Here is a 26,571-nt window from a genome sequence, read left to right on the forward strand (position 1 = left end):
CTATTCATCAAATTTTTTATGCAAATCAACAATCTCCTTTGCCAAATCAACAAAGGCGATACTGGTCATGAGATGATCCTGCCCATGCACCATAAATAAACTAAGTTCTGTCTTCTCTCCTTGTGCCTCCTTGCTCAGCATTTCAGCTTGAGCGTGATGGGCTTGCAGCAGGGCCTTCTGAGCCTGACTCAGCCTCTCCTGAGCTCGGTCAAAATCCTGCTTTTTAGCTGCTGCAATGGCTTCGATAGCACAAGACTTGGCCTCTCCGCCATACATAATGAGGGTCATAGCGACCTCTAAGGAATCTTTATTTTCCATAGGAGTACCTACTTCATGAGCGACTCTGCCAGCTCCAGGACCTTATCCCCCTTCATCATTCCGTAGTCCGTCATAGGAATGACATCGACCGGAATGCCTTTTGAAGCTAATTTTTCCTGTAAATCCTCCAACAGATAGCGGACCTGAGGTCCCAGCAACAGGACATCAACCTTTTTCTCGCTTAGATAGTCTTCTGCTTCTGACACTGGCACCGCAAATATCGTCGCAGCCAAGCCGCGCTCCTCTGCAGCTTTCTGCATTTTATTGACCATGAGACTGGTGCTCATCCCAGCCGCACAGACTAACATAATTTGTTTTGTTTCCATCAGCATCCTCCTTTATGAATCTGACCTAGCCTGCAACGACGCTTGCTATTTATTTTCAATATATAAACAAAAATCCAAAAACAGAATATTTTTCACTATGTTATTAATATTCTATAAACATTATAACTATTTTTTTGTACTATGTCAACGCTTACATTTGAGATTTATAGCTTTTTTTGATAGTATAGCAGCAGAGGAAACAAGATGACACGAACTAGAAAACAAAACGAGCTAAGGGCAACTGTTCTGGATCAGCTCTACGCCAAACGACCGATTTCCCGGATTGATATTTCAAAAGAAACTCAGATTACACCAGCCACGACTGGCAGCATCATCAATGAACTGATCAAGGAAGGCTTGGTACTGGAGCTGGGCGAGCTCAATGACGAGAGCGTAGGCCGCAAAAAAACTCTACTGGATATTGCACCTCATAGCCGCTACTATCTGGGTTTTGAGATTTCTGAAAAACAGCTGGCCATGGTCATCGCTGACAATACCGGTGAGATTGTAGAAAGCAATATTCGGACTTATCAGATCGAGGTGACAGGCGGCCCGTCTGACCAGGAAATCATCCGACTGATTCAAGATTTTCTGAAAAAGAACAGCCAATACCCCATCTCAGCGATTGCCCTCGGGTTGCCGGGGCATGTGAATCTCTCTGAGAGTGATTTTATCATTTCTAAAAATCCCCACTGGGGACAGATTAACCTGCGGACTATTCAAGAAGCCTTTGAACTCCCTGTCTACTTTGCCAATAAGTCCCACTGTCTGACACTGGCTGAACGCCTCTTTAGCTATCATCCGACAGACAGTAATTTTATCGTCTATCATGTCGCCAGAGGTATTCATTGCTCTTACATGTACAAGGGCAGCATTTACAGTCAGGAGAATTATCTTATCGGGGAGGTGGGGCATACCGTCATCAATCCTGAAGGCGAGCGCTGTCCTTGCGGCAAGCACGGCTGCCTGCAGGTTTATGCCAGCGAGAGTGCTCTGATTGATAAAGCAACTATCCTGTATCGGGCTTCCCAGACCTCGCTCTTAAAGACCCTTGTAGAGGACGTCAATGACATTGATTTGACAAGTCTGATGACCGCCTATCGCTTAGGAGACTTGGGCAGTATTGAGTTGATTCATACTGCCTGCCGCTATCTGGCCATTTCCATTTCCAACCTCTGCCAGCTTATTGATAGCGAAAGGATTTATCTGGACGGCCAGCTCTTTTCCTATCCGGTGATTGCCGAGCAGGTTCTGGCTCAGTTAGAGCAGGAAGTACCTCTCTTTCCAAAGCAAAAACAAGCAGAGATTGTCATTATCCCTTACTCTAAATACAGCATTGCCCGCTCTGCAGTCAGTCTCTGTGTCTATCATGAATTTTTAGATAAAAAAGGAAACCTATAAAGGCCGAGACAAGAATCTCGGTCTTTCTTTTATAAAAAATAGAGATAGGCTTTCTAGGAGCTTCCCCCTTAAAAGTCTATCTCATTTTACTATCTATTAATCGAACGCGAAATCATGGAAATGGTGTGGCGCTGTCCTCTGAGAGCCTTACTCATGGCAAAGATATTTTCAACCGGAGCCAGACAGCCGTAGCCTGAATCTCCGATATGCTGGATATCTACACCGCAGATTTTGTTGCGGATAGCCATTTGCTTGACAATATCCTCATCAGCACTCTCCTGGCTGGTACCGATCGCACTCATAACCAGAGCCCCCTTTTGATGGGCCAGTCGGACAATCTGCTTCAAGTCCTGCTCGTCAAAGCCCGGCACACTGCCGACTGCCGGTGCTAGGACAATATCAACACCAGCTTCAATAAATTGAGCGATTGCTTCTAGGTCTGCTACCGGCTCATCCACACCCGAAGCATGCATTTTGCCTGCAATCAGGAGGCCTGAAAAATTCTCCTTGACCACTCGAATGGTGTCAATAATGGCTTGATTGGTGACACCAGTTCCCGGATTACCCGTCAGGCAGATAAAGTCAACGCCCAACTCTTCTGCTCGCTGAATGGTCGCTAGACTAGCCTGACGCCCCTCATCGATGATTAGGCGTTCTCCTGCCATCTGGGCCTGACTGTCCACCGGCTCTAGATTGATACCGATAGGACGGCCCACCAAGCGGTGCAGCTCCTTAACAAAATCTTCCTTGGCATCCAGACCAGCCACAAAAGGCTGGAAGATATCAATCCCATTCAGCAGAATCAAGTCAGCACCAAAAGACCGAGCAATCTCTGCATTGGTCACATCACCGATATAAGATTCTTTAAAAGCCACGTTTTCAGACAGGATAACGCGGCCCTCACTGGCCTTGATGCTCTGTTTCAGCTCCGGCGCAGTCATACTTAAAATTTCTGAAGCATTTGAACTAATGAATCGTTTTACCATAAGAATATCTCTTTTCTTTATTATTCATTAATAAACACTTTGAAATCTATTCTATTTGGATATTTTGTTTTTTTGTTATCAACTACAGTATAGCACAAGGTCATGGAAATGTAAACGCTTTATAAATTCTTTGACAAAATAGCCTGCTTTCACAAACAAAAGCAGACCATTGAAACGAACTCGATTATTTTTGATTTGAGCAGGATTCGATAAGTACTCTTATCTCTGCATCACCAGATGACCACCCGCTCTTCTGGGCTCCGCCACATGCCATCTCCCTCTTTCACATCAAAGGTTGTAAAGAAGTCGTCAAAGTTTGGCAACTGCACATTAGTACGAAGTTTGGCTGGAGCATGGACATCGACGCTTGCCAGGAGCTTCATATATTCCTCCCGGCCCTTCATTCGCCAGATGCGGGCAAAGTTGGTAAAGAATTCCTCAGCAGAGAAATCTGCTTCTTTCTTAGCTGCTTCTAGGGCTGCTGCAATGCCGCCCAAATCTGCCACGTTTTCTGAAACGGTCAGCTTGCCATTGACCTTAGCACCATAGGAATCCTGGCCTTCGAACTGGTCAATGACCTTTTGAGTCCGCTCGGTAAAGGCTTGATAGTCGTGCTCCGTCCACCAATTATTAAGACTGCCATTTTCATCAAAGGAAGCGCCATTGGTATCAAAAGCATGAGAAATCTCATGGGCGATGACCGCTCCGATACCACCGTAATTGGCTGATGAGGATTGGTGCAGGTCATAGAAAGGCGCCTGCAGGATCGCTGCTGGAAAGACAATCAGGTTTTTCTGTGGATTATAGTAGGCATTGACCATATGGGCTGGCATTCCCCATTCCTTGTAGTCCACTGGTTGATTCCACTTGCTCCAGCTGTAAGCAATATCAATCTGGCTCAGCTTCTGAGCATTTTCAAAGAGAGTTAGCTTTTCATCGACGACCTTTCGAGTGTAGCGCTCAGGCAGCTCGTCAGGATAGCCAATATAAGGCTTGATGACATTGAGTTTGACAATGGCCTTGTCCCTAGTTTCTGGTGTCAGCCAGTCATTCTGGGCCAGGCGATTTTTGTAAACTTCAATCATCGTCGCCACTTTCTGCTCCACATCAGCCTTGGCTTCTGGCGAGAACTTCTGACCGGCATACCAGAGACCGACAGCTTGATTAAAGGGACCTTGGGCCAGGTAAAAGGCTGCTTTTTCCTTGTCCTGAGCCTGAGGAGTCCCTGATAGAGCACGATGATAAGCTCCTGCTAAGACACGGATGTCATCCGTTAGATAAGGGGTCGTATTGCGGACCGCAGAGAGAATCAGCAGAGCATGGAGTTTATCCCAGTTAGCAGCTGTATAGATATCCTTAGCTGCTTTCCAGAAGCGTTCCTCAGGCACAATGACCTGGTCGGGTTCTTGACCGATTAACTTGGTGAAAATATCCGCCAGAGGCAACTCTGGTACCAAGGCTTTGAAATTATCCCACTTATAAGGATGGTAGAGCTTAGCGTACTCAGAGCTTTCTTCACTAGACAGAACATACTGAGCAAAAACAGCATCCAGCTCCAAGATCTTGTCCAGAAGATCCTTGATTTCCTCTTCCGCAAAGTCAAATTTTGCCAGCAAATCTTCCTGAGCCTTGCGCCATTTCGCAAGGAGGTCCGCCTTCTGCGGATGGTCCTCCACATAGTAGGTCGTGTCTGGCAAAATGGTTCCCGGTCCGTCTGCCCAGAGAACATTGATACGGGCATCCATAAAGTCAGGCGCCACACCAAAGGGGAAATAAGTCGGCTTACCAGCCAGCTCGAAGTCAGCAATCTTAGAAGCATAGTCTTCAAAAGATGTTAGGTTGCGAATTTCATCAATGTAAGCACGCGCAGGCTCAATCCCAGCCGCTTCCCGTTTATCATAATCCGCTGCCAAGCGGTGGTAAGCAACAAAGTTCTGCAGAATGGCATCTTCTGGCACTCCATCGCCAGCCAACCATTTGTCGGTCGTGGCAAGCATAAGATCTTCAATCTCATCTGCCAGATCCATGAAGCCGCCCGTCACTGGCTTATCATCAGGAATGACCGCCGTCTTGGCCCACTCACCATTAATCGCATCATAGAAATCATCTTGTAGTCGTGTCATCTTCTTCTCGCTTTCATGCTTTTGATATAACCTTATCAAAATCTACTTGTTTTTTCAAACATTTCTTATATTAATTTTATAAAATTTATAAAATTAACTTGACTTAATTTTTGTTTTAATGTATATTAATCTTGTAGAGGTGTATGAGATGATTACGATTAAATACTTGACTGTCAGCTATCAGGATACGCTGGCTCTTGAGCCCCTTTCATTAACCATTAAGGAGCCAACCATTACTGGGATTATTGGTCCTAACGGAGCCGGAAAATCCACCCTGCTCAAGGGCATGCTAGGGATTATTGACCACCAAGGCCAGACTCTGCTGGATCAAAAGCCACTGCAGAACTCTCTCCAGCGGGTTGCCTATGTAGAGCAAAAGATCAATATTGATTATCATTTTCCTATCAAAGTCAAAGAGTGTGTCTCTTTGGGACTTTACCCTCAGCTCAAGCTTTTTCAGGGGCTAAAGAATTCCCATTGGAAAAAGGTGGCTGAGGCCTTGAAAATTGTCGGTTTAGAAGACTTGGCAGAGCGGCAGATTAGCCAGCTGTCCGGCGGCCAATTCCAGCGGGTCTTGATTGCTCGCTGCTTGGTTCAAGAGGCGGATTGTATCTTTTTGGACGAACCCTTCGTCGGGATTGACTCTGTCAGTGAAGAGATTATCATGTCTACACTGCGCAGTCTCAAAGCTGCAGGCAAGATTATCCTGATTGTCCACCATGATCTGAGTAAGGTAGTTGATTATTTCGACCAAGTTATCCTGCTCAATCGTGAGCTGATTGCCTTTGGCCCTACCGAGACCAGCTTTACCAAGGACAATATGAAAAAGACTTACGGCTCCCAGCTCTTTATGAATGGAGGTGACTAGAATGATTTTAGAATTCTTCCAAGGGCTGCGGGACTTTCACTTTCTGCAAAATGCCCTCATCACAGCCATCGTCATTGGGATTGTTGCTGGAGCTGTCGGCTGCTTTATCATTCTGCGCGGCATGTCGCTCATGGGGGATGCTATCTCTCACGCGGTTCTGCCCGGTGTGGCCCTGTCCTACATTTTAGGGATTAATTTCTTTATCGGAGCCATCACTTTCGGACTTTTGGCATCGATTATTATCACTTACATCAAGGGCAATTCCATTATCAAAAGCGATACGGCCATTGGGATTACCTTTTCTTCCTTCCTAGCTCTGGGTGTGATTCTGATAGGCGTTGCCAATAGCTCCACAGACCTCTTTCATATTCTCTTTGGGAATATTTTGGCCGTGCAGGATATTGATATGTGGATTAGTATCGGAGTCGGAATAGCTGTGCTCTTAATCATCATACTCTTTTTCAAGCAGCTATTGATTACTTCCTTTGATCCACTGCTGGCTCAGGCCATGGGCATGCCAGTCAGCTTCTATCACTATCTGCTGATGATTCTCTTGACTTTGGTCTCTGTGACAGCCATGCAGAGCGTGGGAACCATTCTGATTGTCGCTCTCTTGATAACGCCGGCAGCAACGGCCTACCTCTATGCCAACAGTCTGAAAACTATGATTCTGCTGTCCTCAGGGCTGGGAGCTCTGGCTTCTGTACTGGGACTCTTTATCGGCTACAGCTTTAATGTCGCTGCAGGATCCAGCATTGTCCTGACCTCGGCTCTCATCTTTCTCATCTCTTTCTTTATTGCCCCTAAGCAACGCTATTTAAAACTTAAAAACCGACCTAAACTAAAATAAAAATCAATGGAGGACTCCCATGAAAAAATTAGGTTTTTTATCCCTGCTTTTGCTAGCGGTCTGCACTCTCTTTGCCTGCTCCGGTCAGAAGAAGGCATCCAGTGACTCGTCCAAGCTCAAGGTTGTTGCGACCAACTCAATTATCGCTGATATTACCAAAAATATAGCTGGCGATAAGATTGACCTGCACAGCATTGTACCAGTCGGCAAAGACCCTCACGAATACGAGCCCCTGCCTGAAGATGTCAAAAAGACTTCTCAAGCCGACCTCATCTTCTACAACGGTATCAACCTGGAAACCGGCGGCAATGCTTGGTTTACCAAGTTGGTCAAAAATGCCAATAAGAAAGAAAACAAGGACTACTATGCTGTCAGCGATGGCGTTGACGTCATTTACCTTGAAGGGCAAAGTGAAAAGGGTAAGGAAGACCCCCATGCTTGGCTCAATTTGGAAAACGGCATTATCTATGCGCAAAACATTGCCAAACGTTTGATTGAAAAAGACCCTGACAATAAGGCCACTTACGAGAAAAATCTCAAAGCCTATGTGGAAAAGCTAACCGCTTTGGATAAGGAGGCCAAGGAGAAATTCAACAACATCCCAGAAGAAAAGAAAATGATTGTGACCAGCGAAGGCTGCTTCAAGTACTTCTCTAAGGCCTACAATGTGCCATCAGCCTACATCTGGGAAATCAACACCGAAGAAGAAGGAACTCCAGACCAAATCAAAAGCTTAGTTGAAAAACTACGCAAGACCAAAGTGCCATCTCTCTTTGTCGAATCAAGTGTGGACGACCGTCCGATGAAGACCGTTTCTAAGGACACCAACATCCCAATCTATGCCAAAATCTTTACCGACTCAATCGCTGACGAAGGTGAAGAAGGCGACAGCTACTACAGCATGATGAAATACAATCTAGATAAAATTTCTGAAGGCTTGGCCAAATAATGATAAAAGGTTAGGAAGACAAAATCCTAACCTCTTTATTTTTGGAGAAGGAGCTTCACATGGAGTCAATTTCAAATTTCCAGTCAAATTATTCGAAAAAAATCACTATTCGCTGTACAATGAAGCTATCAAATATGAATGGAGACTCCTTATGACAACTTTTCTCGGAAATCCTGTAACCTTTACTGGAAAGCAACTGCAAGTCGGCGACACCGCACACGATTTTAGCCTGACAGCAACTGACCTTTCAAAGAAAACTCTGGCTGATTTTGCTGGCAAAAAGAAAGTCCTGAGCATCATCCCATCTATCGATACTGGTGTCTGCTCGACTCAGACTCGTCGTTTTAACCAAGAACTCTCTGACTTGGACAATACCGTTGTTATCACGGTTTCAGTTGATTTGCCTTTTGCTCAAGGCAAGTGGTGTGCTGCTGAAGGCATTGAGAATGCTGTCATGCTCTCTGACTACTTCGACCATTCTTTCGGCCGTGACTATGCTGTCCTCATCAATGAATGGCACCTTTTGGCTCGCGCAGTTCTAGTTCTGGATGAAAATAACACTGTGACCTACGCTGAATATGTCGACAATATCAATACCGAGCCTGACTTCGAAGCAGCTATCGCCGCAGTTAAGAGCTTGTAAGAGATAAAAATACGGATTTGCTAGTCCGTATTTTTTTGTACAAAAAACTTCTGCCAAAACTGACGGAACCAAGCCCAAGAACGCAAGAGAAAGGATGGTCGATTCAGTAATTTCTTGAACCGAGCAATCTCTGCCTTTACCTGTTTATAAGCACTCCGCCCCTTTCGAGCATAAGGGCTCTTAGCCGAACGATAGCCCAGCGGACCACGATTATTCTGAGGTGATTTGAACTTGCGGCCACCATTTTCAATGCCAAGCCTGCGAAAGCGAGGATCCCAAACTGCAGGCGTTTTGACATCATAGCGAGTATGAGAAGCCTGATTGCCCGGCCGGTTATGCTCACCATAGTTAAAGCTGGCGCCATTCACAATACCATTTTGGCTAGCCCTCTCTGGATCGATAATATTGAGAAAACGACCTGTCTGATCCAAAATAAACTCTGTATGAAAATCAATCAGGATTTTTATATTAGCCTGACTTGCTTGACCATCCGGATAGATAGCTTGCTCTGACCTCTTATCAATATGGGCTTTATTGTGCAAGCGAGAGGATTCTTGAAAGCTATAAGGCAGCGCAGACCAATCCTTTAGATAGGAGGCCAAGGCTTCTGCATCTGTCATACCAGTCTGACGGTAGTGATCTCTGACCCACTGGGCCTGCTGGCAGGAAATGACATAGCGAAACTGATGTAGCTGTCTTTTAAGCTTTTGATTGCCATCCCTTTGGCTGAAATCATCTGCTGGAAAAGCCTGGCGCAAGGTCCTTGAGAAAATTTTCCAAAAGCCATCATGAGGTGTTAGGTTTGGAGCAATCCGAGCCAGTAAAAGATCCGTCTCTGCCTTATCTCCACTCAGCTCCTCAGGCATATTAACAAGATTCATAGCCAGAACCAGCAGCTCCTGAGCTCCTAACCTGCTGTTCTGAGCATCCTCAGCCAGCCAAAGATCTTGAAAAAAGGGACTGCCAAAAAGCTGAGCCTCCTGCAGGTAATATCCTTCTTCTGGCACTGTTTTCCCTTGCACACTAATCTCTGCAAAAACTTGTTCCAGTGCTACCTGAGACCAGCCGATTGATTGCAATTGCTGAAAGAGATGTTCTTTCCCTTCTTTCGGATACATGGCTTCCCTCCTTTCTGTTAGCTCTAATAGTTCAAAACTGTAGGGATTATAATAAAAAATCTAATCTACATAGAACAATTAGATTTTATCACAAACTCACATGATAACAAAGAACAAAATATGAACCCTTGGAGTGCTAACAATAAAGATGTTCTTAACAAATCACTCAATAAATAAAGAGAAGACCAAACTGGTCCTCTCTCAGTATGAGTTTTATTGAAATGAGTCGTCCAACTTTTCACCGATTAGACAATTCATCTAGAATTTGATTTTATCGATAAATGCTCTTAAGCTTTACGGCGTTTTGCAAAAACCAGTCCCAGCATAGAGAGCAATCCCAATCCTGCAAGTGCTAGAGATGATTCAGCAGAACCTGTTTTTGGAAGAGCTGCCGGAGCCTGATAGGTCTGAACTGGTTTCTTTCCGTTCTTCACTCCCGTTGTAGTGACTTTCAGAACCTTTCGCTCATTCTTAGAAACGAGGTTGGTTGGGTCGTCTGTCTCAAGGGCTGCAAGAGCTGCTTTCAAAGCTTCAAGTTTGGCATTTTCGACTCTATATGTTTCTTCCTTACTTGCCAAGTTTGCTTTAGCATCATTGAGAGCTGCTTCTGCTTCTTTTAGAAGAGCAGGGGCGTTTTGCAAGCGAGTAACATAGTCTTTAGCAGCTTGAACAGCGCGTTGAGCCTCTTCCAGAGCTATAGCCGCAGCAGTTGCCTTTTCTTGAGCGGTCGCTGTAGCTGCTTTCAATTCAGCAAGCTTGGCATTAGCTCCCTCAGCTGTTTTTTGCGCACTTGCTTGGGCTGCTTCTTTTTCTTTCAAGCTTGCTTGAGCTTTAGCTAAAACTGCAAGCTTAGCCTTGGTTTCTTCAGAAGCCGAATTCTTGCTATTTTCGAGTTCAGCTTGGTAAGTACGTTCCGCCTTGGCTAACTTGTCCTTAGCAGTTTTCACAACCTCACGCAGTAATGGGGCTGTCTCCTGCTTGTTCTGAGCATTTGTCAACGTGCGTTGAGCAGCATCCAACTTAGCTTGTGAAGCCGCCAAATCTTTACGAGCAGCGTCTGCTTCTTGATTATTGGCATTTGGATTGATTAAGGCTGGTGTTATTTTGGAAGGATCTTTAATATCACCGTCATTATTTGGGAAAAGAAGGAAGTTAATTCGGTTAATAATGCCGTTGTTGCTAAAGTTAACAGCAACATATGCACCTTTCTTTTGATTATCAAGATGCCCCACTACCTTTTGGGCATAGATAGTCCCTCTCTCCCTATACGCACTGCTATCTCCTAAATCAAACAGTTGGAATTTGATATCATCGTAAATTGCCTTTTTTAAATAGTCAACAGAGACATTCTCTTGGCTAGCAAGAATAGGATAAGGGCCGAGTTCGTTAGTTCCTGATACTCTATGACCAAACTGATCCAGTCCAAATTTAGCAACCACACTTCTTGGAACATCTACTTGTGAAGTTATAGGTTCTTTTGATTGGTATTTATATTTTTGTTCACGGGCTGCTTGGCTTAGAGCTGTTGCATAGTCAATACTATTTTGTGTTAATGTTACTGGTGCTGTTCCTGCTTGCCTACGGATTTGATTAATCAAATCTTGTGCATAATAGTTCAATTCCATCAGAACATCATTTGGAATAGCATTAATGTTAACCATGCGTTGCGTATCTTTTTGACTACCAATATAATTGTTGCTAGATTTTAGGGTAGCTGCTTCTTTAGCAAGTGTTTCTTGTGCCTCAGATGTTAATTTAGCTGTACCGTTGATATTGTTACTTTTAATTGCATTTATATAAGCTTGCGATAGGGTAAAAGTATTGTGAACCTGATCTTGAGACGAAAGTTTCGCTTCTTTTTCCTTGATTTCTGCTTGTGCTGCTTTGATATCAGCCTGGGCTTGATCAATCACTGCTTGGCGTTTGGCATCTTCCGCTTCAGCAGTCTTCAACTGGTCTTGGTAAGAATCCAGGTTCTTTTGTGCCTTGTCAAGCTCTTCTTTGGCCTTCGTTGCCTTTTCACTCACCAGTTTGTTGTCCACATCTTTTTGAGCTGCATTCACAGCATCCTGAGCTGCTTCAGTCTCGGTTTGTGCCTTAGCTGCTTGAGCTTGAGCATCCTGAGCTACAGCTGCCTGTGTGTTTTCTGCTTTTTTAGCTGTATCAAGAGCTGCTTGGGCTTGCTTGGCCGCGTTTTCCGCTGGAGCAACTTTCTTCTCAGCTTCTGTCACAGCTGCTTGAGCTTCGGCAATTTTTTGTGCACTTGTATCAGTATTATCTTTCTTAGCTGTTTCAACCTTAGTCTCAGCTGCTGTAACCTGTTCTTTGGCTTGGTCAACAGACGCTTTCGCTTGATTAACCTGCTCAGTCTGCTGTTTAAGAGCTTCTGGACTTGCAGATAGAGCCTTATCTTGGTTTGCAGGGGCCTTTGCATCCACTGGAGTTGTATCTGCAGCTACAGTGTGAGCAAATCCAGTACTAGCAAGAACTGCTGCACCTAGAATGACATGTTTTTGGATTTTTTTCATGGTTTTCCTCCTGATATGTTAATAGTATAATGAGAAAAGCTTTGTTTGTCAAACTATTTACATGTTTTTTTAAGAACATTTATCACAAATATGTCCAAAAATAGAATCTCGTCTCAATCGCTTCCAAAAAAACCTGTGTGTCTGGCCAGAATCATATAATGAATTTTACGCTTACTGACCTTGCCAAGGATAAACTCTTGAACGAGTACAAGCATACTAGTCATAGAATACAGAAAACCGCCCGTCAAGCAACGAGCGGTCTTCTTATTCACGAATTTCTTATCCTTTGATGGCAATAAAGGGTGAGCCTTCTGTATTATCCGTTGGGTCTACACTCTTGACTCCAAAGAGATAGTCTACGGGGTACCAGCCATTATTAGCTGCATTATAAGGGTCACGGACATAGGTTTTTCCATTGTCATAGCCTTTAAGAACCAGCTCATGAGTTACTGGATAATGGGCAAAGATGCTAGTACCAACGGCACCTAGGACATGATGCCCCTGCAGAAGCTGTAAACAGGGTCTCAGTCGTCAGATCCCAGTGCTGGGCAGCTCGGACAATACCACGGCTGCTGGTGCCAAATCCATCTTTATTAAATTCATTGGTATGGATATACAGGTAATCCGCAACGGTTGTTGGAAGCACTTCTGTCCCAGTAATTCCAGAAATAACCATGGCTAGCGTTGTCGGCACGCATCCTGTCGCATCCATGCTGTAAGGACCATACTTCTTGCCGCCCCAGCGACCATCACAATGAAGAAAATCTAAACATCAAAGAAAGGCTTAGACGCTGTATTCTTGCAGCGATTTTTGTTATACTAATGATAGAAAGTTCAGCGAGGATGCAAGATGACCCCAAATAAAGAAGACTATCTCAAGTGTATCTATGAGATTGGCAGCCGCCACAAAAAAATCACCAATAAAGAAATCGCCCAGCTCATGCAGGTTTCACCTCCGGCTGTGACGGAAATGATGAAAAAAATGCTGGCGGAAGAACTTCTGGTCAAGGATAAAAAAGCCGGCTACCTGCTGACTGATTTGGGGTTAAGGCTAGTTTCTGACCTCTATCGCAAGCACCGACTGATTGAAGTCTTTCTGGTCAACCATCTCGGCTACTCGACTGATGAAATCCATGAGGAAGCCGAAGTCCTAGAGCACACTGTTTCTGAGCGTTTCGTTGAGCGTCTGGATGCCATGCTCCAATACCCCAAGACCTGTCCACACGGAGGTACCATTCCAGCCAAGGGAGAGCTTCTGGACGAAGAAAACCAACTGACTCTGGAAGAGGCTTCTGCCCCTGGCGACTATATCATCAAACGCGTACACGATGACTTTGACTTGCTCAAATACTTGGAAAAATATAACCTGCAAATCGGCCAAACCATCACCTTCATCCAATACGATTCTTTCGCTCAGGTCTATCTTCTCAAGACAGAAACTCAAGAAATCCAAATCAATCCTAGGATTGCCCAACAGATTTATGTAGAAAAACTATAAACAGAACCCAGTTCGGACTTTTTAGTCTAAACTGGTTTTTTATTGACAAAAATAAGATGTCAGATTACAATAAGTGTACTTATAAAATATCTAGAGGGAAAGCTAATGGAAAAATCGCAGTTTAACTCCATCTACAAGGATGAATATCAAAACTCAACCGGTCTGCTCTTTATCCGTACCTATCACAAGTGGCATGGGCTGATAAAAAACAAACTGAGAACGATTGATTTGACCCATCCTCAGTTTGTCGTTCTGACCACTCTTGCAGCGCTTCTGCGTCAGCAAGAATGGGTTAGTCAAACCGATATTGCCCGATTTTCTGACATGGATGTTATGACCGTATCCCAAATCATCCGCCTTTTGGTCAAGAAAGGTTTGATAATGCGGGAAGTCCATCCCAAGGACAGCCGCGCCAACATCATACTTCTAACGGATACGGGGCTGCAAAAGGTCAACCAAGCCCTCCCTCTAGTAGAAGGCATTGATCAGGCGTTCTTTGGAAAATTAGGAAATAATACAGAAACATTAAACCAACTCTTAATCAAACTGGAGGCAGAAAATGACTAGATTTTGGATTGGTGTCGTATCAAAAGAACATGTACTAAGAGGTGTAGAAGGTGGATTTTGCCAAGTCTGCCATGGAAAGAAAGCACCATTGAACCGAATGAAAAAGGGGGACTATCTTCTGTACTACAGCCCCAAGTATCAGCTGAATGGTCAGGAAAAGCTACAGGCCTTTACAGCAGTTGGCAAGATTCTAGATGACACTGCTTACCAAGTAGAGATGTTTGAAGGCTTTGTCCCATTTCGGCGAGATGTCAGCTACTACCAGCCTGTCAAAGACTGCCCTATTGAGCAAGTCCGACAGCATCCTCAGTGGCGCCAATATGCTTCTCAGATAAGATACGGACATTTCGAAGTTTCGAAGGACTTCTTCCTTTATGTTTTTGAGCAAATGAAACTGGACAGCCCTGCAAATCAGTAGAAGCAGCTTCGTTTGACTTACACCTAAACCTTTGCTCACCTGTCATTAAATCTAAAGTTCCGATTCTCAAGGAAAATCGGAACTTTTTGATTTGAAGTGAAATTATCGATTTATCAAATCAGCATAAAAGCAAATAAACTACCCGTAATCACATTTACTAAAGCATGTATAATCCAGCTAGCTAAAATGGAGCCATCAGATTTCTTTTCATTGACAAAGCCCATATAAGCCGCGATGCCACCCGTACACAAAATGATGAGCAGGGTTTGCTGCCAAGGGAGCACTGTTATAGACATTAAGCCATGGAGCAGACCAAAAAGAGCAGCTTGTATGGTGTTGGCTACCACAAAGGATAAGCGACTAGCCAATCTCTTTAAAAGAAAACCTCTGAATAGAAGTTCTTCCGACAGAGAAGTTTGAAAAATACCATAAATCAGAACAGCTGGCAAGGCTTGGAAGCCTAGGCCTGAGAAATTCGAAGTCGCTGTATCCAGATTTTTTACAGCAGGATATACTAGCAAAAACGAAAGAAGCAAGAAAGATAGCGAACCCAGCAAAATCCACAGCCAGATCTTCCGGCTACCAGTATCTTTTAGTGGTTTTAAGCCAAGCCATTCCAAAAATGAACTTTTTCTTCTAGCGCCTATCAACCACCAAACAAAAGGAAGCAAAGCAAACAAAGCGATTTGAATCAGAGCATTGATCATCTGTTGAACTAGATTTCCCATGGTACAGACTCCTTTCTTTTCTTTAATATGATTATACAAGACAAACTTCAAAAATTTATAAAGTAATTCTAAAATATTTCTAAAGAATAAAAGAAATCATAAACATAAACAAATCAAGGATTATCGCCACTTCCACTTGTTTGYTATGCTCATCATTTTTGGACTAAATGATGCTCAAAAACTCTTTAAAGATCTATCTCAAAAATCTAAGAAAAGTTGCAGATAAAAATAAGGCGTTGAGTTAAAAAAATAGAAAACTGGCAATACGTTAAAGTAAGGGAAAAACTCCTAAAATTTTATTACCCAAAGTCAAATTTTCAGCCTATCTATCCTAGATAATTTTCTTTTTAGTCAAATATTCCCAACTCCTGCTCATCCACTTCCTACTCCTCGGGGTTTCAATTTTTCAAGCTCAGTACCATGCCAAAAGCTGTTTTTTCCTTCTTGCCAACCCGCTTACATTTTGCTAAAATGATGTCAAAAATCAGTAAGGAAAAATTATGCCACAACAACTTTTTAAAGAATTTGCCCAGCTAGATCAAGTGGAAGCTATTGTTCTCGGTGGCTCTCGTGCTGGACAGCATTTTGACAAAGACTCAGACTATGATGTTTATATCTACTTAACAGATTCTATTGCTCCCCTGACTCGACGCGATATCCTCAGCAAGTACTGCTCCTACATGGAAATCGGCAATCAGTTTTGGGAACTAGAGGATGACTGTGTACTGAAGAGCAAGATCGAAATTGAGCTCATTTACCGTACACTGGACAGCTTTGATAAAGACCTCCAGACTGTAGTCCTAGACCACCAAGCCCAGAATGCCTATACCACCTGTATGTGGCACAATCTGCTTCACAGTAAAATCATCTACGACCGAAATGGTCGCTATGAGGCACTTCAGGACAAGTACAGACGACCTTATCCAGCTGAGCTGAAAAAGAATATTATCAAGAAGCAGCTCCTCTTACTCGATCAAGCCATGCCAGCTTTCTCCAAACAAATAGAAAAAGCGCTCAAGCGTCAGGACCTGCTCAGCATCAATCACCGTAGCAGTGAATTTTTTGCTTCCTATTTTGACTTGCTCTTCGCTCTAAACGAACAAACTCACCCTGGAGAAAAGAGAATGCTGGAGTTTGCAAAAACTAACTGCACGCTATTACCTCAGCATTTCGAAGAAAATATACAGACCTATTTTCAAAAACTCTACACAGAGCCCGCTGAAGCCATAAAGCTTATCAATCAGCTAGTGACGACCATCAAAGAAGTCATTCCTCAAGAAATTATTAGCGATTTTTAGTAATGTTGTCGGAAACTATCTATTCATTGCTACAGAAGCAAAAAAATTAGGAGTTTGAACACTAGTGTTCAAACTCCTTTTCATACTTCTTCTCAGCGATTCTTCGTATCCAAGATAATGGTCACTGGACCATCATTGACTAGCTCTACCTGCATGTCCGCCCCAAAAATCCCCGTCTGGGTCGGCACCTCCTGCTGCAAGGAAAGATTGAAGGCATCATAAAAATTGCTAGCCATCTCTGGCGGAGCAGCCTTAACAAAGGCTGGCCGATTACCCTTTTTGGTATCTGCATGCAGGGTGAACTGGGAAATTGACAAAATCTCTCCGGCAATGTCCTTGATAGACAGGTTCATCTTGCCCTCAGCATCGGAAAAAATCCGCATATTGACAATCTTCCTGACTGCATAATCCATATCCTCCTGACTATCGTCAGGACCTACGCCTACTAGGAGCAGGAGACCTTGTCCAATACTGCTGTGCAGCTGCTGGTCAATGCTGACCTGAGCACGTTTTACGCGCTGAATCACTATTTTCATATCTTTTCCTTTGATTTAACGGTAACTTACAGCTCGATAATGATTTCCGAAAAGAATCAGCCATTAGTCCGCTTGACCGAGTAGACCTCTGGCACGCTCTTAATCTTATCCACCACCGTCGTCAGCATAGACAGATTAGCAATACCAAAAGAAACGTGGATATTAGCAAATTTCATATCCTTGGTCGGTTGAGCATTGACTGTTGAAATATTTTTGGTGGTATTAGACAGAACCTGCAACACATCGTTAAGGAGACCAGAGCGGTTGAGACCGTATATATCAATGTGAGTCGTGTACTCTTTGGTCGTGTTGTTGTCTTCCCATTCCACATCAATCAGCCGCTGCTCGTAATTTTCCTGAGCCTTGAGATTCATGCAGTCCTGCCGGTGAATGGCTACACCGCGTCCTTTGGTAATATAGCCGACAATATCATCACCCGGTACAGGATTACAGCACTTGGCAATCCGGATGAGGAGGCCAGACGCCCCCTGAATGACTACACCGCCTTCGTGCTTGACCTTGAGGGTGTCTTTTTTGTTTTCGACCTTGACCTCGCCGCCCTTAACCAATTCCTCTGCTTCTGCTCTGGCCTTGGCCCGCTCTTCCTCACGGCGCTCTTTTTCTGTCAAACGGTTGAAAATACTAATGGCACCAATCTCACCGAAGCCAATCGCCGCAAAAAGCGCCTCTTCAGTCTTATAACTTGTCTTCTGCAGCACTTCTTCCATGTGCTTCTTGTCCATGTACTTATTAGCTACATAGCCATGCTCCTGGAATTGAGCCTGCAAGAGCTCCCGACCTTTGGAAATAGACAGCTCCTTGTCTTGATTTTTAAAGAACTGGCGGATTTTATTTCTGGCCTTGCTGGTCTTGACAATATTGAGCCAGTCGCGGCTCGGTCCGAAGGAGTTAGCGTTGGTGATGATTTCCACCTGATCACCTGTCCTGAGCTTGGTTGTCAGAGGAACCATGCGGCCATTGACCTTGGCTCCTGTGGCTTTCTCACCGACCTTGGTATGGATCTCATAGGCAAAGTCAATCGGGCCCGAGTCCTTAGGCAGAGAGCGCACTGCTCCATCCGGTGTGAAAACGTAAATTTCCTCAGCCAGATAGCTCTCCTTGACCGAGTCAACGAAATCCTTGGCATTGTTAGACTGGTCTTGCAGCTCCATCAACTCCTTGATCCAGTTCATCCCGATGGCTGATTCTTTGCTGTCTACCTGACCCTTGACACCTTTCTTGTAAGCCCAGTGGGCTGCAACCCCATACTCAGCGACCTCATGCATTTCCTTGGTCCGAATCTGAAACTCAATCGGACCTTTGGGTCCATAAACGGTCGTATGGATAGACTGGTAGCCATTGGCCTTGCGGTTGGCAATATAATCCTTGAACCGCCCCGGCATCGGCCGCCAAAGCTCATGAATGTAGCCCAGCATAGCATAAACATCACTTTGAGTATCCAAGATACAGCGAATGGCGATCAGATCATAAATCTCATCAAAACGCTTCTTCTTGTCCTGCATCTTGCGATAGATCGAGTAGATATGCTTGGGCCGGCCATAAATCTTGCCGTGCAGATTGCGCTCGCCAGCATAGGTCTCAATCTTCTGAACCACCTCTTCTACCAGTTCTTCACGTTCCCGACGCTTCTCCTTCATCATGTGGGAAATTTTGTAAAATTCCACTTCATTGAGATAACGGAAAGACAAATCCTCCAGCTCCCACTTGACACTGGAAATCCCTAGGCGATGAGCCAAGGGTGCGTAAATTTCCATTGTCTCTCGGGAAATCCGCTCCTGCTTATCCTTGCGCAGGTGCTTGAGCGTCCGCATATTGTGGAGACGGTCTGCCAACTTGACCAAAATAACCCGAATATCCTCCGACATGGCCATCAGCATCTTACGGTGATTTTCTGCCAGCTGCTCCTCGTGGGATTTGTACTTGACCTTACCCAGCTTGGTAACCCCATCCACAATCACGCGCACATCCGTCCCAAACTCTCTTTCCAAATCATCCAGCGTTGCACGTGTATCCTCAACCACATCATGCAGAAAGCCGCAGGCAACCGTTACCGCATCTAGCTTGAGCGTGGCCAAAATCCCTGCCACCTGAATAGGATGCACAATATAAGGCTCACCTGACCTACGGAACTGCCCACTGTGACAGTCAATCGCATAGATCAAAGCTTTCTGTATGAAGGCCATATCCTCCGCAGCCAGATATTTTCTCGTAAGGGCCAATACCTGATCGCCCGTCAAATTCACTTCTTTTGGCATCTCGTCTCTCCAATTCCTGCCTACTATTTTATCACTTTTAGCCCAATATGAAAACCTAGAAGACGATTCTGTGTTTGTTTTAGTACAAAAAAGTGGAATCAATAATAGGTAGTAAGCTCTAAACTGAAGTTAGCCTCCTAAAACTTAAAAAACATCTATATCTTATACTAATTATTGACCAAACCCCAAGCAAAGAAACATAGAGATACAAAACTACTCCGCTCTAAAATTTTGAATAGGCACTTAAAGCAAAAAGGGAAATCGGTTTCAAGATTTGAAAGGGAAACAGCCTTCCGTACAAAATCTATAAGAAATATTTATTTAGTCCACCTACTTAATATTCCAAGCAGCAGATTTCTCAAACAATTTTAATAAATTTTTTGAGAAATCATTAAAGTCAGCTATTTGAGCCTCAATTCTCATTTTTTTATGTTGTGCTTTAATCTTAAGATTAGATTTCTATACTTTTACTTATCTATTTAAAATAAGGCTGTGACATTTCTATCACAGCCTTATCCAATAATTCAAGAACTACTTGAATAAACGAAGCTAAGTATAGATGATATACACAAGTTTCATCATTACTTTCTACACCTTCCAGTAGCATTTCTATTGCTAAGATTCTACCTATTCAAATTGTTCCTCTTCTTCTTTTTCAACCATCTTCTCTTTCTTTCTATGAGCGTACTCTCTAATTGTCAGACCCGTAGCAATGTTGGTTAAAAGTAAGATTACGAGTAAGTAAACCCATATTGGAGTATTTGATAAAACACCAGATTGGCTTGTTTTTTCAGTTACAACAGGATTGGATAAGAAATTCAAAACAGCTTGGTTATCTGTTCCGTTTGAACGAGCATTTGATAATACTCCTTGAAAGTTCTTATTAAACTCAGTACTATCTTCAATATTTTTGGCCTGATTCTTAATAAGCGACTCTGTTTGTTGGTGAACTTCCTTCACTTCTCCTTGGACCCTTTTAGCTTGCTCTGCTAAAGTGTTAAATTGCGTATCCATAGATCCGATTGCATTTCCATTAGAGGCGATTGTATCAGATGTATTTCGAGTACTAGATGCAAGCTTTGTAACAATATCTAGCAAACTATTACTACTATCATCAGTTGTATAAAGTCTATTATTAGATAAACTGTCACTAGAACTTGTTGGAGAAACTTCCAGAAGTTCTGGACTATTTTTCTTCCACTCTTCATACTGTTTATTTAAATCGTCAACGGCTTGTTGATGCCAATCAGATAGTTCTCCAACAATTGCAGCAAAATAATCATTCGGTAATTCTTCTTTTGTCAGTTGTGGAAGAGAAGCGGTATTTTTCTGAAGTCGATTTATCTCTGCACTTAACTTAACATATAATTCAATCCCTGACTGTCGATATTGGTCCACATCTTCTGGTTGTAGTTTATCCGCTACAGACGATGGCGAAATATTCCCATACATCTTTGCAACTGAGTTACTTGCTGGATTAGCAATATCAATATCGTAGGACGAAGATGGGCTTCCATATAGGTTCTTAATCGTAGCTGCCGCGGTATCAATTCTAGATAGTTGTTCAAAAATATTAGACAAATCTGTCTTAATTAATGCATCATTTCCCTTATTGTTATCATAAAAGAAACTGTATTGTAAAGGTATTCTCTCACTACCAATCTCAAGATCAAATGCAACCGTATTGAGACCATAATTAGGAGAAAGCTGAATTTGCAGTTGGAGACTAGTAGGTTCAGAAATACTATCAACACTTGGAACTACCGTAGCTCCCTGAGCCCCTTGAACCTGTATATTCGTCACACGGATAGTAGTTGCAGTATATTTATTACCCCCATTTCCTTCAGAAGTCATCTCAGGGTAAACATGCTCCATTGTAACTGTTTTTGCATCTGTTGACGGCAAAGAATCATTAGCTACCGTTATAAAAGTATAGCCTGGCATTGAGCCAGTAGTAGCACCTTTAACACTAGCATAGCTAGCTAACAAGTTTAATTTTGCATAATAAGAAGCAATTTGGTCATCTGTTAAAGCCCCAAACTCTTTTAGTTTATTAAATAAGGTCGCGTAATCCCCAGAATTAACACTAATAGAAGCAATTGTACTATTTACATAATTAGTATAATCTCCAGGCAACTCATCTGAATCTGATAAAGTATTAACAACCTGTTTGGCCAGCGCCTGCCTCACATTATCTTTATCCACACCATCACTAACAGCTTTTAAAATCGCATCTTTATCATCTCCCAAAGAACTTGTATCAACCTGCACCCCATTAAAATAATTCTGGGAAATTTGGTCACGAGAACCCTCAAGAGAGTTTCTAATGGACTCCAGTTCCTTTTGAGATTGCTCAATCTGCTCTTGAGAATGATTTATTTTATCATTATAACTTTCTATGTGCTTAGCTAAACGAAGCAAATAAGAATCTGGTTCATTTGGCTCAGTAGGTGATTCTGTATTCCCAAAAAGATGTAAATAACTTATTGAATTTTTATAAAGGTCAAGATATAATTTGTTATCTTTATCATACTGATTCTTAACAGAGTTTCCCGCCACCTGAGCATTATGATTAGCAACTTGTGATTGAACTTGCTTATACTTTAAAATTGGATCTGTTTGGCCCATTAAAGATTCGGCATTTCTTTTTAATAAATCAGCAGTTGAAGTTTTGAAAGTTGATGTCGCTTGCTCAAATGATCTATTAGAGGACTGAACACTCTCTGCAATTGAAGGGATCGAATCTATTGATTTGATACTCCTATCAGCAGGTTGAACAATTGAAGTAGATAAAGAATCATAGATATCAGACTCGTCACCAACAATTGTATTCATCTGAAGTTTAGCATCATCAAGGTTATTAATGACACTTGTAAAGTACAGACGAATTGTTTTCTGATTCAAACTATTAACATAATCTCCAACCTGCTGGGCCATCTCAAGCGACTGTTCTTTTTTTACAGAATCTTTTACTTTATATGTAATTTTGGCCTTTTCAGGATTAAAACTAGATAGCTGCAATATATTGTGTGAAAAATCTTTAGGAATGTAAATGATAGCTTCGAGGGAATTGTCTTTGTACTGACTCTCCGCCTGATCCCTAGACATGACTTTCCAACTTGCTTTTTTTCTCTCATCTTTTACTAGTAATTTTGTAAAATCATCTCCAAAATTATATTGAGCGCTATTTAACTGTTCGCCTTCGTCTTGATTTACAATCCCAATACGAAGATGTGTCTTCTCTTTAGTCCCTAGAACAAAAGAAAGGCTATCTGACTGTCCCATATAGATAAGAAGTCCTGCAGTAATTACTATACATAAAATAGCCAAGCCTTTCCTAAGCAAGTGATTTTTTCCTTTTTTTATACCCATTATGGATTTTTCTCCTAAATTGATTTTAACATTATCATCAAAATATTTATAATTTATTTATGATAATATACATCCTACAATCATTATAATTATTACAAATAGTAGGATTTCTTCTATTATAGCATATTCAGAAATTATTATGGAAGCTTTATGTACCTATTTTTCTTGCGGAATTCTCAAACGATGAACACTTCTACCAACGAAGAACTGTGTTTCATTAAGTTCAACCAACGGTTCATTGTATTGAGTACGACCAGGCACAACTTTCTGTTCGTTAAAGATGGTACCAAACGTTCCCATTGGAACATTTTGGCGAAGCCGTTTGAAGAACGGTGTGAATTTGCTAACTATGCCACTTTGATAACCATGGAAAATCAAATGAATATTGACCGACGAAGATTTTGTGAACAAAGTATTTACATCTTTATCCATCAGTACAATCTTATCACCAGCTAAGTTTATATCTGGAAGATAAACAAACATTGGTTGCTCTCTACGCTTACCAGACTGAATAATGCCTAATAGTTCACCAAGGAATTGGCTAATATTCGACTCCTCAATTCTAGTATCAAAGTGTTCATTCATACCAACAAAACGTCCATCAGTATCAACCACTACGCGATCAACTTTCCCAGAAAACTCTGAAAAAGCAGATAATATCGTACGCTCAATACTATATGTTTGAGAAGGAGTATCATCCATGAGAAGAATAAATTCATAGTTCATTGGTTCGATAGAGCGAACCAACGTTGTTTCCTTATCATAACCAATTGGAATATTGTATTTTTGCCGTTCCTCTTGGACAGCTACATCATTTTCAAATTGCTCAAAAGTAATTTCATTAGCCAGCATTGGAACAGCTTCTGGTCTAGGGCCATCCCATAACTTATCCATTACCTCAATAGCGTTTTCTAAACTCTGCAGTCTTTCAAGATTGGAACTTCCTTCTGTTGCAAGGTATACTTGAAAACGAATAGGTTCTTCAAATCTAATCTGACCACGACCAGGAATTACTTGATCAGCTAGAGCATCAAAACCAATAAGATCTTTTTTAGAATCCTTGTCGACCAAATACAAAACAAACTGTGTAGCAAAATTACTTCGCATACTTAACTTCATAGTAGTGTTCCGAAGAACTGTTGCTATCAAATAGATACCTAAGCTTGCGCCCTCACGTAACACCTGATGAAAAGCGGATTCAACAGAACTTTCGAGTGGATGATCACGTACAGTATCATAAGAGTCAACAATATTTAAAATGAATGGTAAATACTGACCTGTCTTCTGCTCATACTGTTCAATAGAAGTAACTCCATATTCCGCCAATAAATCACGGCGTTTTTGTATTTCTTTTTGTAAACTCTTAAGGAGCTTCAATAGTTTTTCGGCATCATCTAGAGTAGCAATATCTGCCACATGCGGTAAACCTTTCAGAGGAAACAGTCCATTCGTTCCAAAATCAAACAGGTTAAATTGCATTTGATCTGGTCTATTAAGCCGAGCAAAATTCATAACTAGCGTCTGAAGCGCTTGAGATTTCCCAAACCCTGGGGAAGCATAAATGATACTGTGACTAAACTCTTCTAAATCAAATTCTAGCATCCGCTGATCCTGCTCTGAAGGAATATCCATTAGAGCAAAAGGAGCTTTGTGAAGTTTCTTCTCTGTCCATTTCGTAGTTAAAACCGGTGACGTAATATCTTCATCAAGCGGAGGTAACCATGGCTTAGCTGGTATACAAAGGTCTACATTCTTTGCGTGTTGAGCAATATATTCCACAACAGCATCTAGTTCAGTCTCATCAGTATTAGCATCTGTGCTGACCGTCTCTTCCAAGTAAGACAAATCTGTAGTAGCGAGTTCATACTGCCCCAGCTCATTGATTATCCAAAGCCGATTGTCAACTTCTTCACTACGAGCTTTCACTGTTGGTGCATATCGTGCTCCACTCCATGCTGATTGAAAGAGTTCATATATTTCATTATTCCCAACTTGTAAATAGGCACGACCTGGCTGAGTAATACTTGCAGCATCTGGTGTTTTTATAATCTCATTTGAATCCGCTTTTTCCGCCACTTTGAGTGCCAACTTAAATCGAGAATTAGACCAAATTTGATCATTAACAACTCCTGAAGGCTTTTGAGTAGCTAGAATCAAATGAATCCCTAGGGAACGTCCAATACGCGCTGTTGTTACAAGTTCTGTCATAAACTCAGGTTCATTTTGCTTCAACTCAGCAAACTCATCCGAGATCAAAAATAGATGTGGAAGTGGCTCAGTAGGGAAATCTCCCTCTATTCCAGAGCGACCTTCCTTGTATAATTTTGTATATCCATTAATATGATTGACCCCAAATCTACCAAATAGGCGTTGACGCTTTTGCAACTCTGCTCTAATGGAAGCTAACGCGCGCTGGATTCCTGCTCCATCTAAGTTTGTGATAACGCCCATCAAATGTGGCAAATCTTTAAATAAATTTGCCATCCCTCCACCTTTAAAGTCTATTGGGAGAAAACCAATATCTTCTGGACTAAAGTTTAATGCTAGCGATAAAATGTAAGATTGTAATATCTCCGACTTACCCGATCCCGTTGTCCCGGCAACAAGACCGTGAGGACCATGAGCACGCTCATGTAAGTTCAAGTAGACAATATCATCTTTTCCTCGAACCCCAAGTGGAACAGCAAGGCTCTTCGATGTATCTCCTCGAGCCCATCGGCTAGAAATATTTAAGTCCCCAACTTGTTCTACATTATACAATTCTAAGAATGTAATTGCATCAGGAAGTGCATTTTTTTGAGTTTCCTCATGAACTAGATTACTTAAACTACGAACAGCACCTTCATAATCATCTATCAACGGATACGGAGTAAAAACTTGGTTTACATATATTCCTCTATTATTGATTAAAGTAGCTGTATCTCCATTCTTTAAATCAATAAGCGTGGTTACCGTTTCAGGTAATTGGCGACGACTTTCTTTTACCCAAATAACAGTTACTCCAAAAGAAGCCAAATCTGCTCGTGAAAGACTTTCGTTGATAGCATGACCAGACAACAAGCGATCATCTGAAATGACTATCACAATCTGAGGTAAAAAGGTTCTTTCCTTCTGTTCCTTGTCTTGAATGCGAGACTGTAATACTTGATAAAGACTTGTAAGTACAGCATCTTTCGTACGATCATCATGTACAAAACCACGAACATTRATCATTGGTAACAGAAAATGAGGTAAAAACCGCCATTTCTTCCAAATTTGATCATAATCTTCCTGCGAAGTCAAATTAACAAATATTACATCGTGATAAGAATGAAAAGCTGCAACTTGCAATAAAAGTTGCTGGATAAACAACTGACCTATGTCATGTTGAGCAACCAGCCCAACAATATTCTGAGCAAGTGTTGTCGTAACAGGAACACCTTTTTGTTTCTCATAAGTCTTTAACAAATCTTGAGAAAAAATTGTCAGCTTGTCTTTGGTTAAAAAGTCCGTTTGATAATCAATTTGAAGCTGACTATCAATATCTCCCAAGCCAAGCGAGACAGTCATAAAATCCTCATTAAAAGGTAAGCGTTCATAGAGACGTTCATCATAACGCATAATCATATCAATTAACGTATTGATATTCGGTTGCTGATAAAATAGAATATTCTTTTCCTCTGCATAATGCTTATGTAGAGTGGATAATTGTTTTAATAAATACGCCTCGTAATCTTCTACCCTTGTTATCTTCTTTTGTTTATAATCTTTTTTATCAGTAAAATAACT

At 42.1% G+C, this 26,571-nt stretch carries 21 protein-coding genes and 1 pseudogene; 9 read left to right on the forward strand and 13 right to left on the reverse strand.

Annotated elements, in window-relative coordinates; genetic code table 11:
- A complete protein-coding gene (locus K4H96_RS07460; protein ID WP_002898520.1) occupies nucleotides 1-318 on the reverse strand; it encodes a PTS lactose/cellobiose transporter subunit IIA in 318 nt (105 codons plus the stop codon).
- An 8-nt stretch (nucleotides 319-326) separates the two neighbouring features.
- Entirely contained in the window at nucleotides 327-644 is a 318-nt protein-coding gene (locus tag K4H96_RS07465) for a PTS sugar transporter subunit IIB (RefSeq protein WP_011836400.1), read from the reverse strand.
- A gap of 204 nt (nucleotides 645-848) precedes the next feature.
- On the opposite strand from K4H96_RS07465, the gene K4H96_RS07470 reads away from it, so the two are divergent.
- Nucleotides 849-2,045, forward strand: a complete 1,197-nt coding sequence (locus K4H96_RS07470; protein ID WP_223337921.1) for an ROK family protein — start codon at nucleotides 849-851, stop codon at nucleotides 2,043-2,045.
- 89 nt (nucleotides 2,046-2,134) lie between these two features.
- Here K4H96_RS07470 and K4H96_RS07475 read toward each other — a convergent pair whose 3' ends face one another.
- Nucleotides 2,135-3,031, reverse strand: coding sequence for a DUF7916 family protein (locus tag K4H96_RS07475; RefSeq protein ID WP_049553223.1), 897 nt, complete (start codon nucleotides 3,029-3,031; stop codon nucleotides 2,135-2,137).
- Between the two features lie 230 nt (nucleotides 3,032-3,261).
- Entirely contained in the window at nucleotides 3,262-5,154 is a 1,893-nt protein-coding gene (locus K4H96_RS07480; RefSeq protein ID WP_223337922.1) for a M13 family metallopeptidase, read from the reverse strand.
- Between the two features lie 148 nt (nucleotides 5,155-5,302).
- On the opposite strand from K4H96_RS07480, the gene K4H96_RS07485 reads away from it, so the two are divergent.
- From K4H96_RS07485 to tpx, 4 genes are all read left to right on the forward strand, one after another.
- Nucleotides 5,303-6,022: a metal ABC transporter ATP-binding protein gene (locus tag K4H96_RS07485; RefSeq protein ID WP_317628013.1), complete on the forward strand. Its 720-nt coding sequence runs from the start codon at nucleotides 5,303-5,305 to the stop codon at nucleotides 6,020-6,022.
- A gap of 1 nt (nucleotide 6,023) precedes the next feature.
- Nucleotides 6,024-6,872, forward strand: a complete 849-nt coding sequence (locus tag K4H96_RS07490; protein ID WP_032909605.1) for a metal ABC transporter permease — start codon at nucleotides 6,024-6,026, stop codon at nucleotides 6,870-6,872.
- Nucleotides 6,873-6,891: 19 nt separating this feature from the next.
- Nucleotides 6,892-7,821, forward strand: a complete 930-nt coding sequence (gene ssaB, locus K4H96_RS07495; protein ID WP_223337925.1) for a metal ABC transporter substrate-binding lipoprotein/adhesin SsaB — start codon at nucleotides 6,892-6,894, stop codon at nucleotides 7,819-7,821.
- A 151-nt stretch (nucleotides 7,822-7,972) separates the two neighbouring features.
- Complete coding sequence (gene tpx / locus K4H96_RS07500) at nucleotides 7,973-8,464, forward strand: thiol peroxidase (RefSeq protein ID WP_002896683.1); 492 nt, start codon at nucleotides 7,973-7,975, stop codon at nucleotides 8,462-8,464.
- Between the two features lie 20 nt (nucleotides 8,465-8,484).
- Here tpx and K4H96_RS07505 read toward each other — a convergent pair whose 3' ends face one another.
- The 4 genes and pseudogenes from K4H96_RS07505 to K4H96_RS07520 form a co-directional block, all read right to left on the reverse strand.
- A complete protein-coding gene (locus tag K4H96_RS07505; RefSeq protein ID WP_002907383.1) occupies nucleotides 8,485-9,582 on the reverse strand; it encodes a DUF3114 domain-containing protein in 1,098 nt (365 codons plus the stop codon).
- Between the two features lie 287 nt (nucleotides 9,583-9,869).
- The gene (locus tag K4H96_RS07510; protein ID WP_223337926.1) at nucleotides 9,870-12,110 is read right to left on the reverse strand and encodes an SEC10/PgrA surface exclusion domain-containing protein; all 2,241 of its coding nucleotides are present in this window, start codon (nucleotides 12,108-12,110) and stop codon (nucleotides 9,870-9,872) included.
- Between the two features lie 113 nt (nucleotides 12,111-12,223).
- Nucleotides 12,224-12,382, reverse strand: a complete 159-nt coding sequence (locus tag K4H96_RS07515) for a hypothetical protein (protein ID WP_227956447.1) — start codon at nucleotides 12,380-12,382, stop codon at nucleotides 12,224-12,226.
- A 7-nt stretch (nucleotides 12,383-12,389) separates the two neighbouring features.
- Nucleotides 12,390-12,861: pseudogene (locus K4H96_RS07520) on the reverse strand (C39 family peptidase); the annotation flags it as partial.
- A gap of 99 nt (nucleotides 12,862-12,960) precedes the next feature.
- Here K4H96_RS07520 and K4H96_RS07525 point away from each other — a divergent pair.
- The 3 genes from K4H96_RS07525 (at nucleotide 12,961) to K4H96_RS07535 (ending at nucleotide 14,593) form a co-directional block, all read left to right on the forward strand.
- Entirely contained in the window at nucleotides 12,961-13,608 is a 648-nt protein-coding gene (locus tag K4H96_RS07525) for a metal-dependent transcriptional regulator (protein WP_223337927.1), read from the forward strand.
- Between the two features lie 105 nt (nucleotides 13,609-13,713).
- The gene (locus K4H96_RS07530; protein WP_223337928.1) at nucleotides 13,714-14,175 is read left to right on the forward strand and encodes a MarR family winged helix-turn-helix transcriptional regulator; all 462 of its coding nucleotides are present in this window, start codon (nucleotides 13,714-13,716) and stop codon (nucleotides 14,173-14,175) included.
- The gene (locus K4H96_RS07535; RefSeq protein WP_011836390.1) at nucleotides 14,168-14,593 is read left to right on the forward strand and encodes an EVE domain-containing protein; all 426 of its coding nucleotides are present in this window, start codon (nucleotides 14,168-14,170) and stop codon (nucleotides 14,591-14,593) included. Before K4H96_RS07530 ends, K4H96_RS07535 begins: the two co-directional genes overlap by 8 nt.
- 113 nt (nucleotides 14,594-14,706) lie before the next feature.
- Here K4H96_RS07535 and K4H96_RS07540 read toward each other — a convergent pair whose 3' ends face one another.
- On the reverse strand, nucleotides 14,707-15,321 hold the full coding sequence (locus K4H96_RS07540; RefSeq protein WP_223337929.1) for a CPBP family intramembrane glutamic endopeptidase: 615 nt from the start codon (nucleotides 15,319-15,321) through the stop codon (nucleotides 14,707-14,709).
- 500 nt (nucleotides 15,322-15,821) lie between these two features.
- Here K4H96_RS07540 and K4H96_RS07545 point away from each other — a divergent pair, with 500 nt between their 5' ends.
- On the forward strand, nucleotides 15,822-16,619 hold the full coding sequence (locus K4H96_RS07545; RefSeq protein WP_223337930.1) for a DUF4037 domain-containing protein: 798 nt from the start codon (nucleotides 15,822-15,824) through the stop codon (nucleotides 16,617-16,619).
- Nucleotides 16,620-16,711: 92 nt separating this feature from the next.
- On the opposite strand, the gene dtd is transcribed toward K4H96_RS07545, so the two are convergent.
- From dtd to essC, 4 genes are all read right to left on the reverse strand, one after another.
- Nucleotides 16,712-17,155: a D-aminoacyl-tRNA deacylase gene (gene dtd / locus K4H96_RS07550; RefSeq protein WP_223337931.1), complete on the reverse strand. Its 444-nt coding sequence runs from the start codon at nucleotides 17,153-17,155 to the stop codon at nucleotides 16,712-16,714.
- A 56-nt stretch (nucleotides 17,156-17,211) separates the two neighbouring features.
- On the reverse strand, nucleotides 17,212-19,431 hold the full coding sequence (locus K4H96_RS07555) for a RelA/SpoT family protein (RefSeq protein WP_223337932.1): 2,220 nt from the start codon (nucleotides 19,429-19,431) through the stop codon (nucleotides 17,212-17,214).
- 627 nt (nucleotides 19,432-20,058) lie between these two features.
- A complete protein-coding gene (gene esaA / locus K4H96_RS07560; protein ID WP_223337933.1) occupies nucleotides 20,059-22,803 on the reverse strand; it encodes a type VII secretion protein EsaA in 2,745 nt (914 codons plus the stop codon).
- 156 nt (nucleotides 22,804-22,959) lie between these two features.
- The coding region (essC, locus tag K4H96_RS07565; protein WP_227956448.1) for a type VII secretion protein EssC at nucleotides 22,960-26,571 on the reverse strand (3,612 nt) is incomplete at its 5' end.

It is taken from the genome of Streptococcus sanguinis (genome assembly GCF_020729765.1).
Taxonomy (GTDB): Bacteria; Bacillota; Bacilli; order Lactobacillales; family Streptococcaceae; genus Streptococcus; species Streptococcus sanguinis_Q.

Bases quoted from the DNA above. Each gene is read 5' to 3' on its own strand.
- K4H96_RS07460 (WP_002898520.1), bottom strand. From the start codon at position 318: ATGGAAAATAAAGATTCCTTAGAGGTCGCTATGACCCTCATTATGTAT.
- K4H96_RS07465 (WP_011836400.1), bottom strand. From the start codon at position 644: ATGGAAACAAAACAAATTATGTTAGTCTGTGCGGCTGGGATGAGCACC.
- K4H96_RS07470 (WP_223337921.1), top strand. From the start codon at position 849: ATGACACGAACTAGAAAACAAAACGAGCTAAGGGCAACTGTTCTGGAT.
- K4H96_RS07475 (WP_049553223.1), bottom strand. From the start codon at position 3,031: ATGGTAAAACGATTCATTAGTTCAAATGCTTCAGAAATTTTAAGTATG.
- K4H96_RS07480 (WP_223337922.1), bottom strand. From the start codon at position 5,154: ATGACACGACTACAAGATGATTTCTATGATGCGATTAATGGTGAGTGG.
- K4H96_RS07485 (WP_317628013.1), top strand. From the start codon at position 5,303: ATGATTACGATTAAATACTTGACTGTCAGCTATCAGGATACGCTGGCT.
- K4H96_RS07490 (WP_032909605.1), top strand. From the start codon at position 6,024: ATGATTTTAGAATTCTTCCAAGGGCTGCGGGACTTTCACTTTCTGCAA.
- ssaB (WP_223337925.1), top strand. From the start codon at position 6,892: ATGAAAAAATTAGGTTTTTTATCCCTGCTTTTGCTAGCGGTCTGCACT.
- tpx (WP_002896683.1), top strand. From the start codon at position 7,973: ATGACAACTTTTCTCGGAAATCCTGTAACCTTTACTGGAAAGCAACTG.
- K4H96_RS07505 (WP_002907383.1), bottom strand. From the start codon at position 9,582: ATGTATCCGAAAGAAGGGAAAGAACATCTCTTTCAGCAATTGCAATCA.
- K4H96_RS07510 (WP_223337926.1), bottom strand. From the start codon at position 12,110: ATGAAAAAAATCCAAAAACATGTCATTCTAGGTGCAGCAGTTCTTGCT.
- K4H96_RS07525 (WP_223337927.1), top strand. From the start codon at position 12,961: ATGACCCCAAATAAAGAAGACTATCTCAAGTGTATCTATGAGATTGGC.
- K4H96_RS07530 (WP_223337928.1), top strand. From the start codon at position 13,714: ATGGAAAAATCGCAGTTTAACTCCATCTACAAGGATGAATATCAAAAC.
- K4H96_RS07535 (WP_011836390.1), top strand. From the start codon at position 14,168: ATGACTAGATTTTGGATTGGTGTCGTATCAAAAGAACATGTACTAAGA.
- K4H96_RS07540 (WP_223337929.1), bottom strand. From the start codon at position 15,321: ATGGGAAATCTAGTTCAACAGATGATCAATGCTCTGATTCAAATCGCT.
- K4H96_RS07545 (WP_223337930.1), top strand. From the start codon at position 15,822: ATGCCACAACAACTTTTTAAAGAATTTGCCCAGCTAGATCAAGTGGAA.
- dtd (WP_223337931.1), bottom strand. From the start codon at position 17,155: ATGAAAATAGTGATTCAGCGCGTAAAACGTGCTCAGGTCAGCATTGAC.
- K4H96_RS07555 (WP_223337932.1), bottom strand. From the start codon at position 19,431: ATGCCAAAAGAAGTGAATTTGACGGGCGATCAGGTATTGGCCCTTACG.
- esaA (WP_223337933.1), bottom strand. From the start codon at position 22,803: ATGGGTATAAAAAAAGGAAAAAATCACTTGCTTAGGAAAGGCTTGGCT.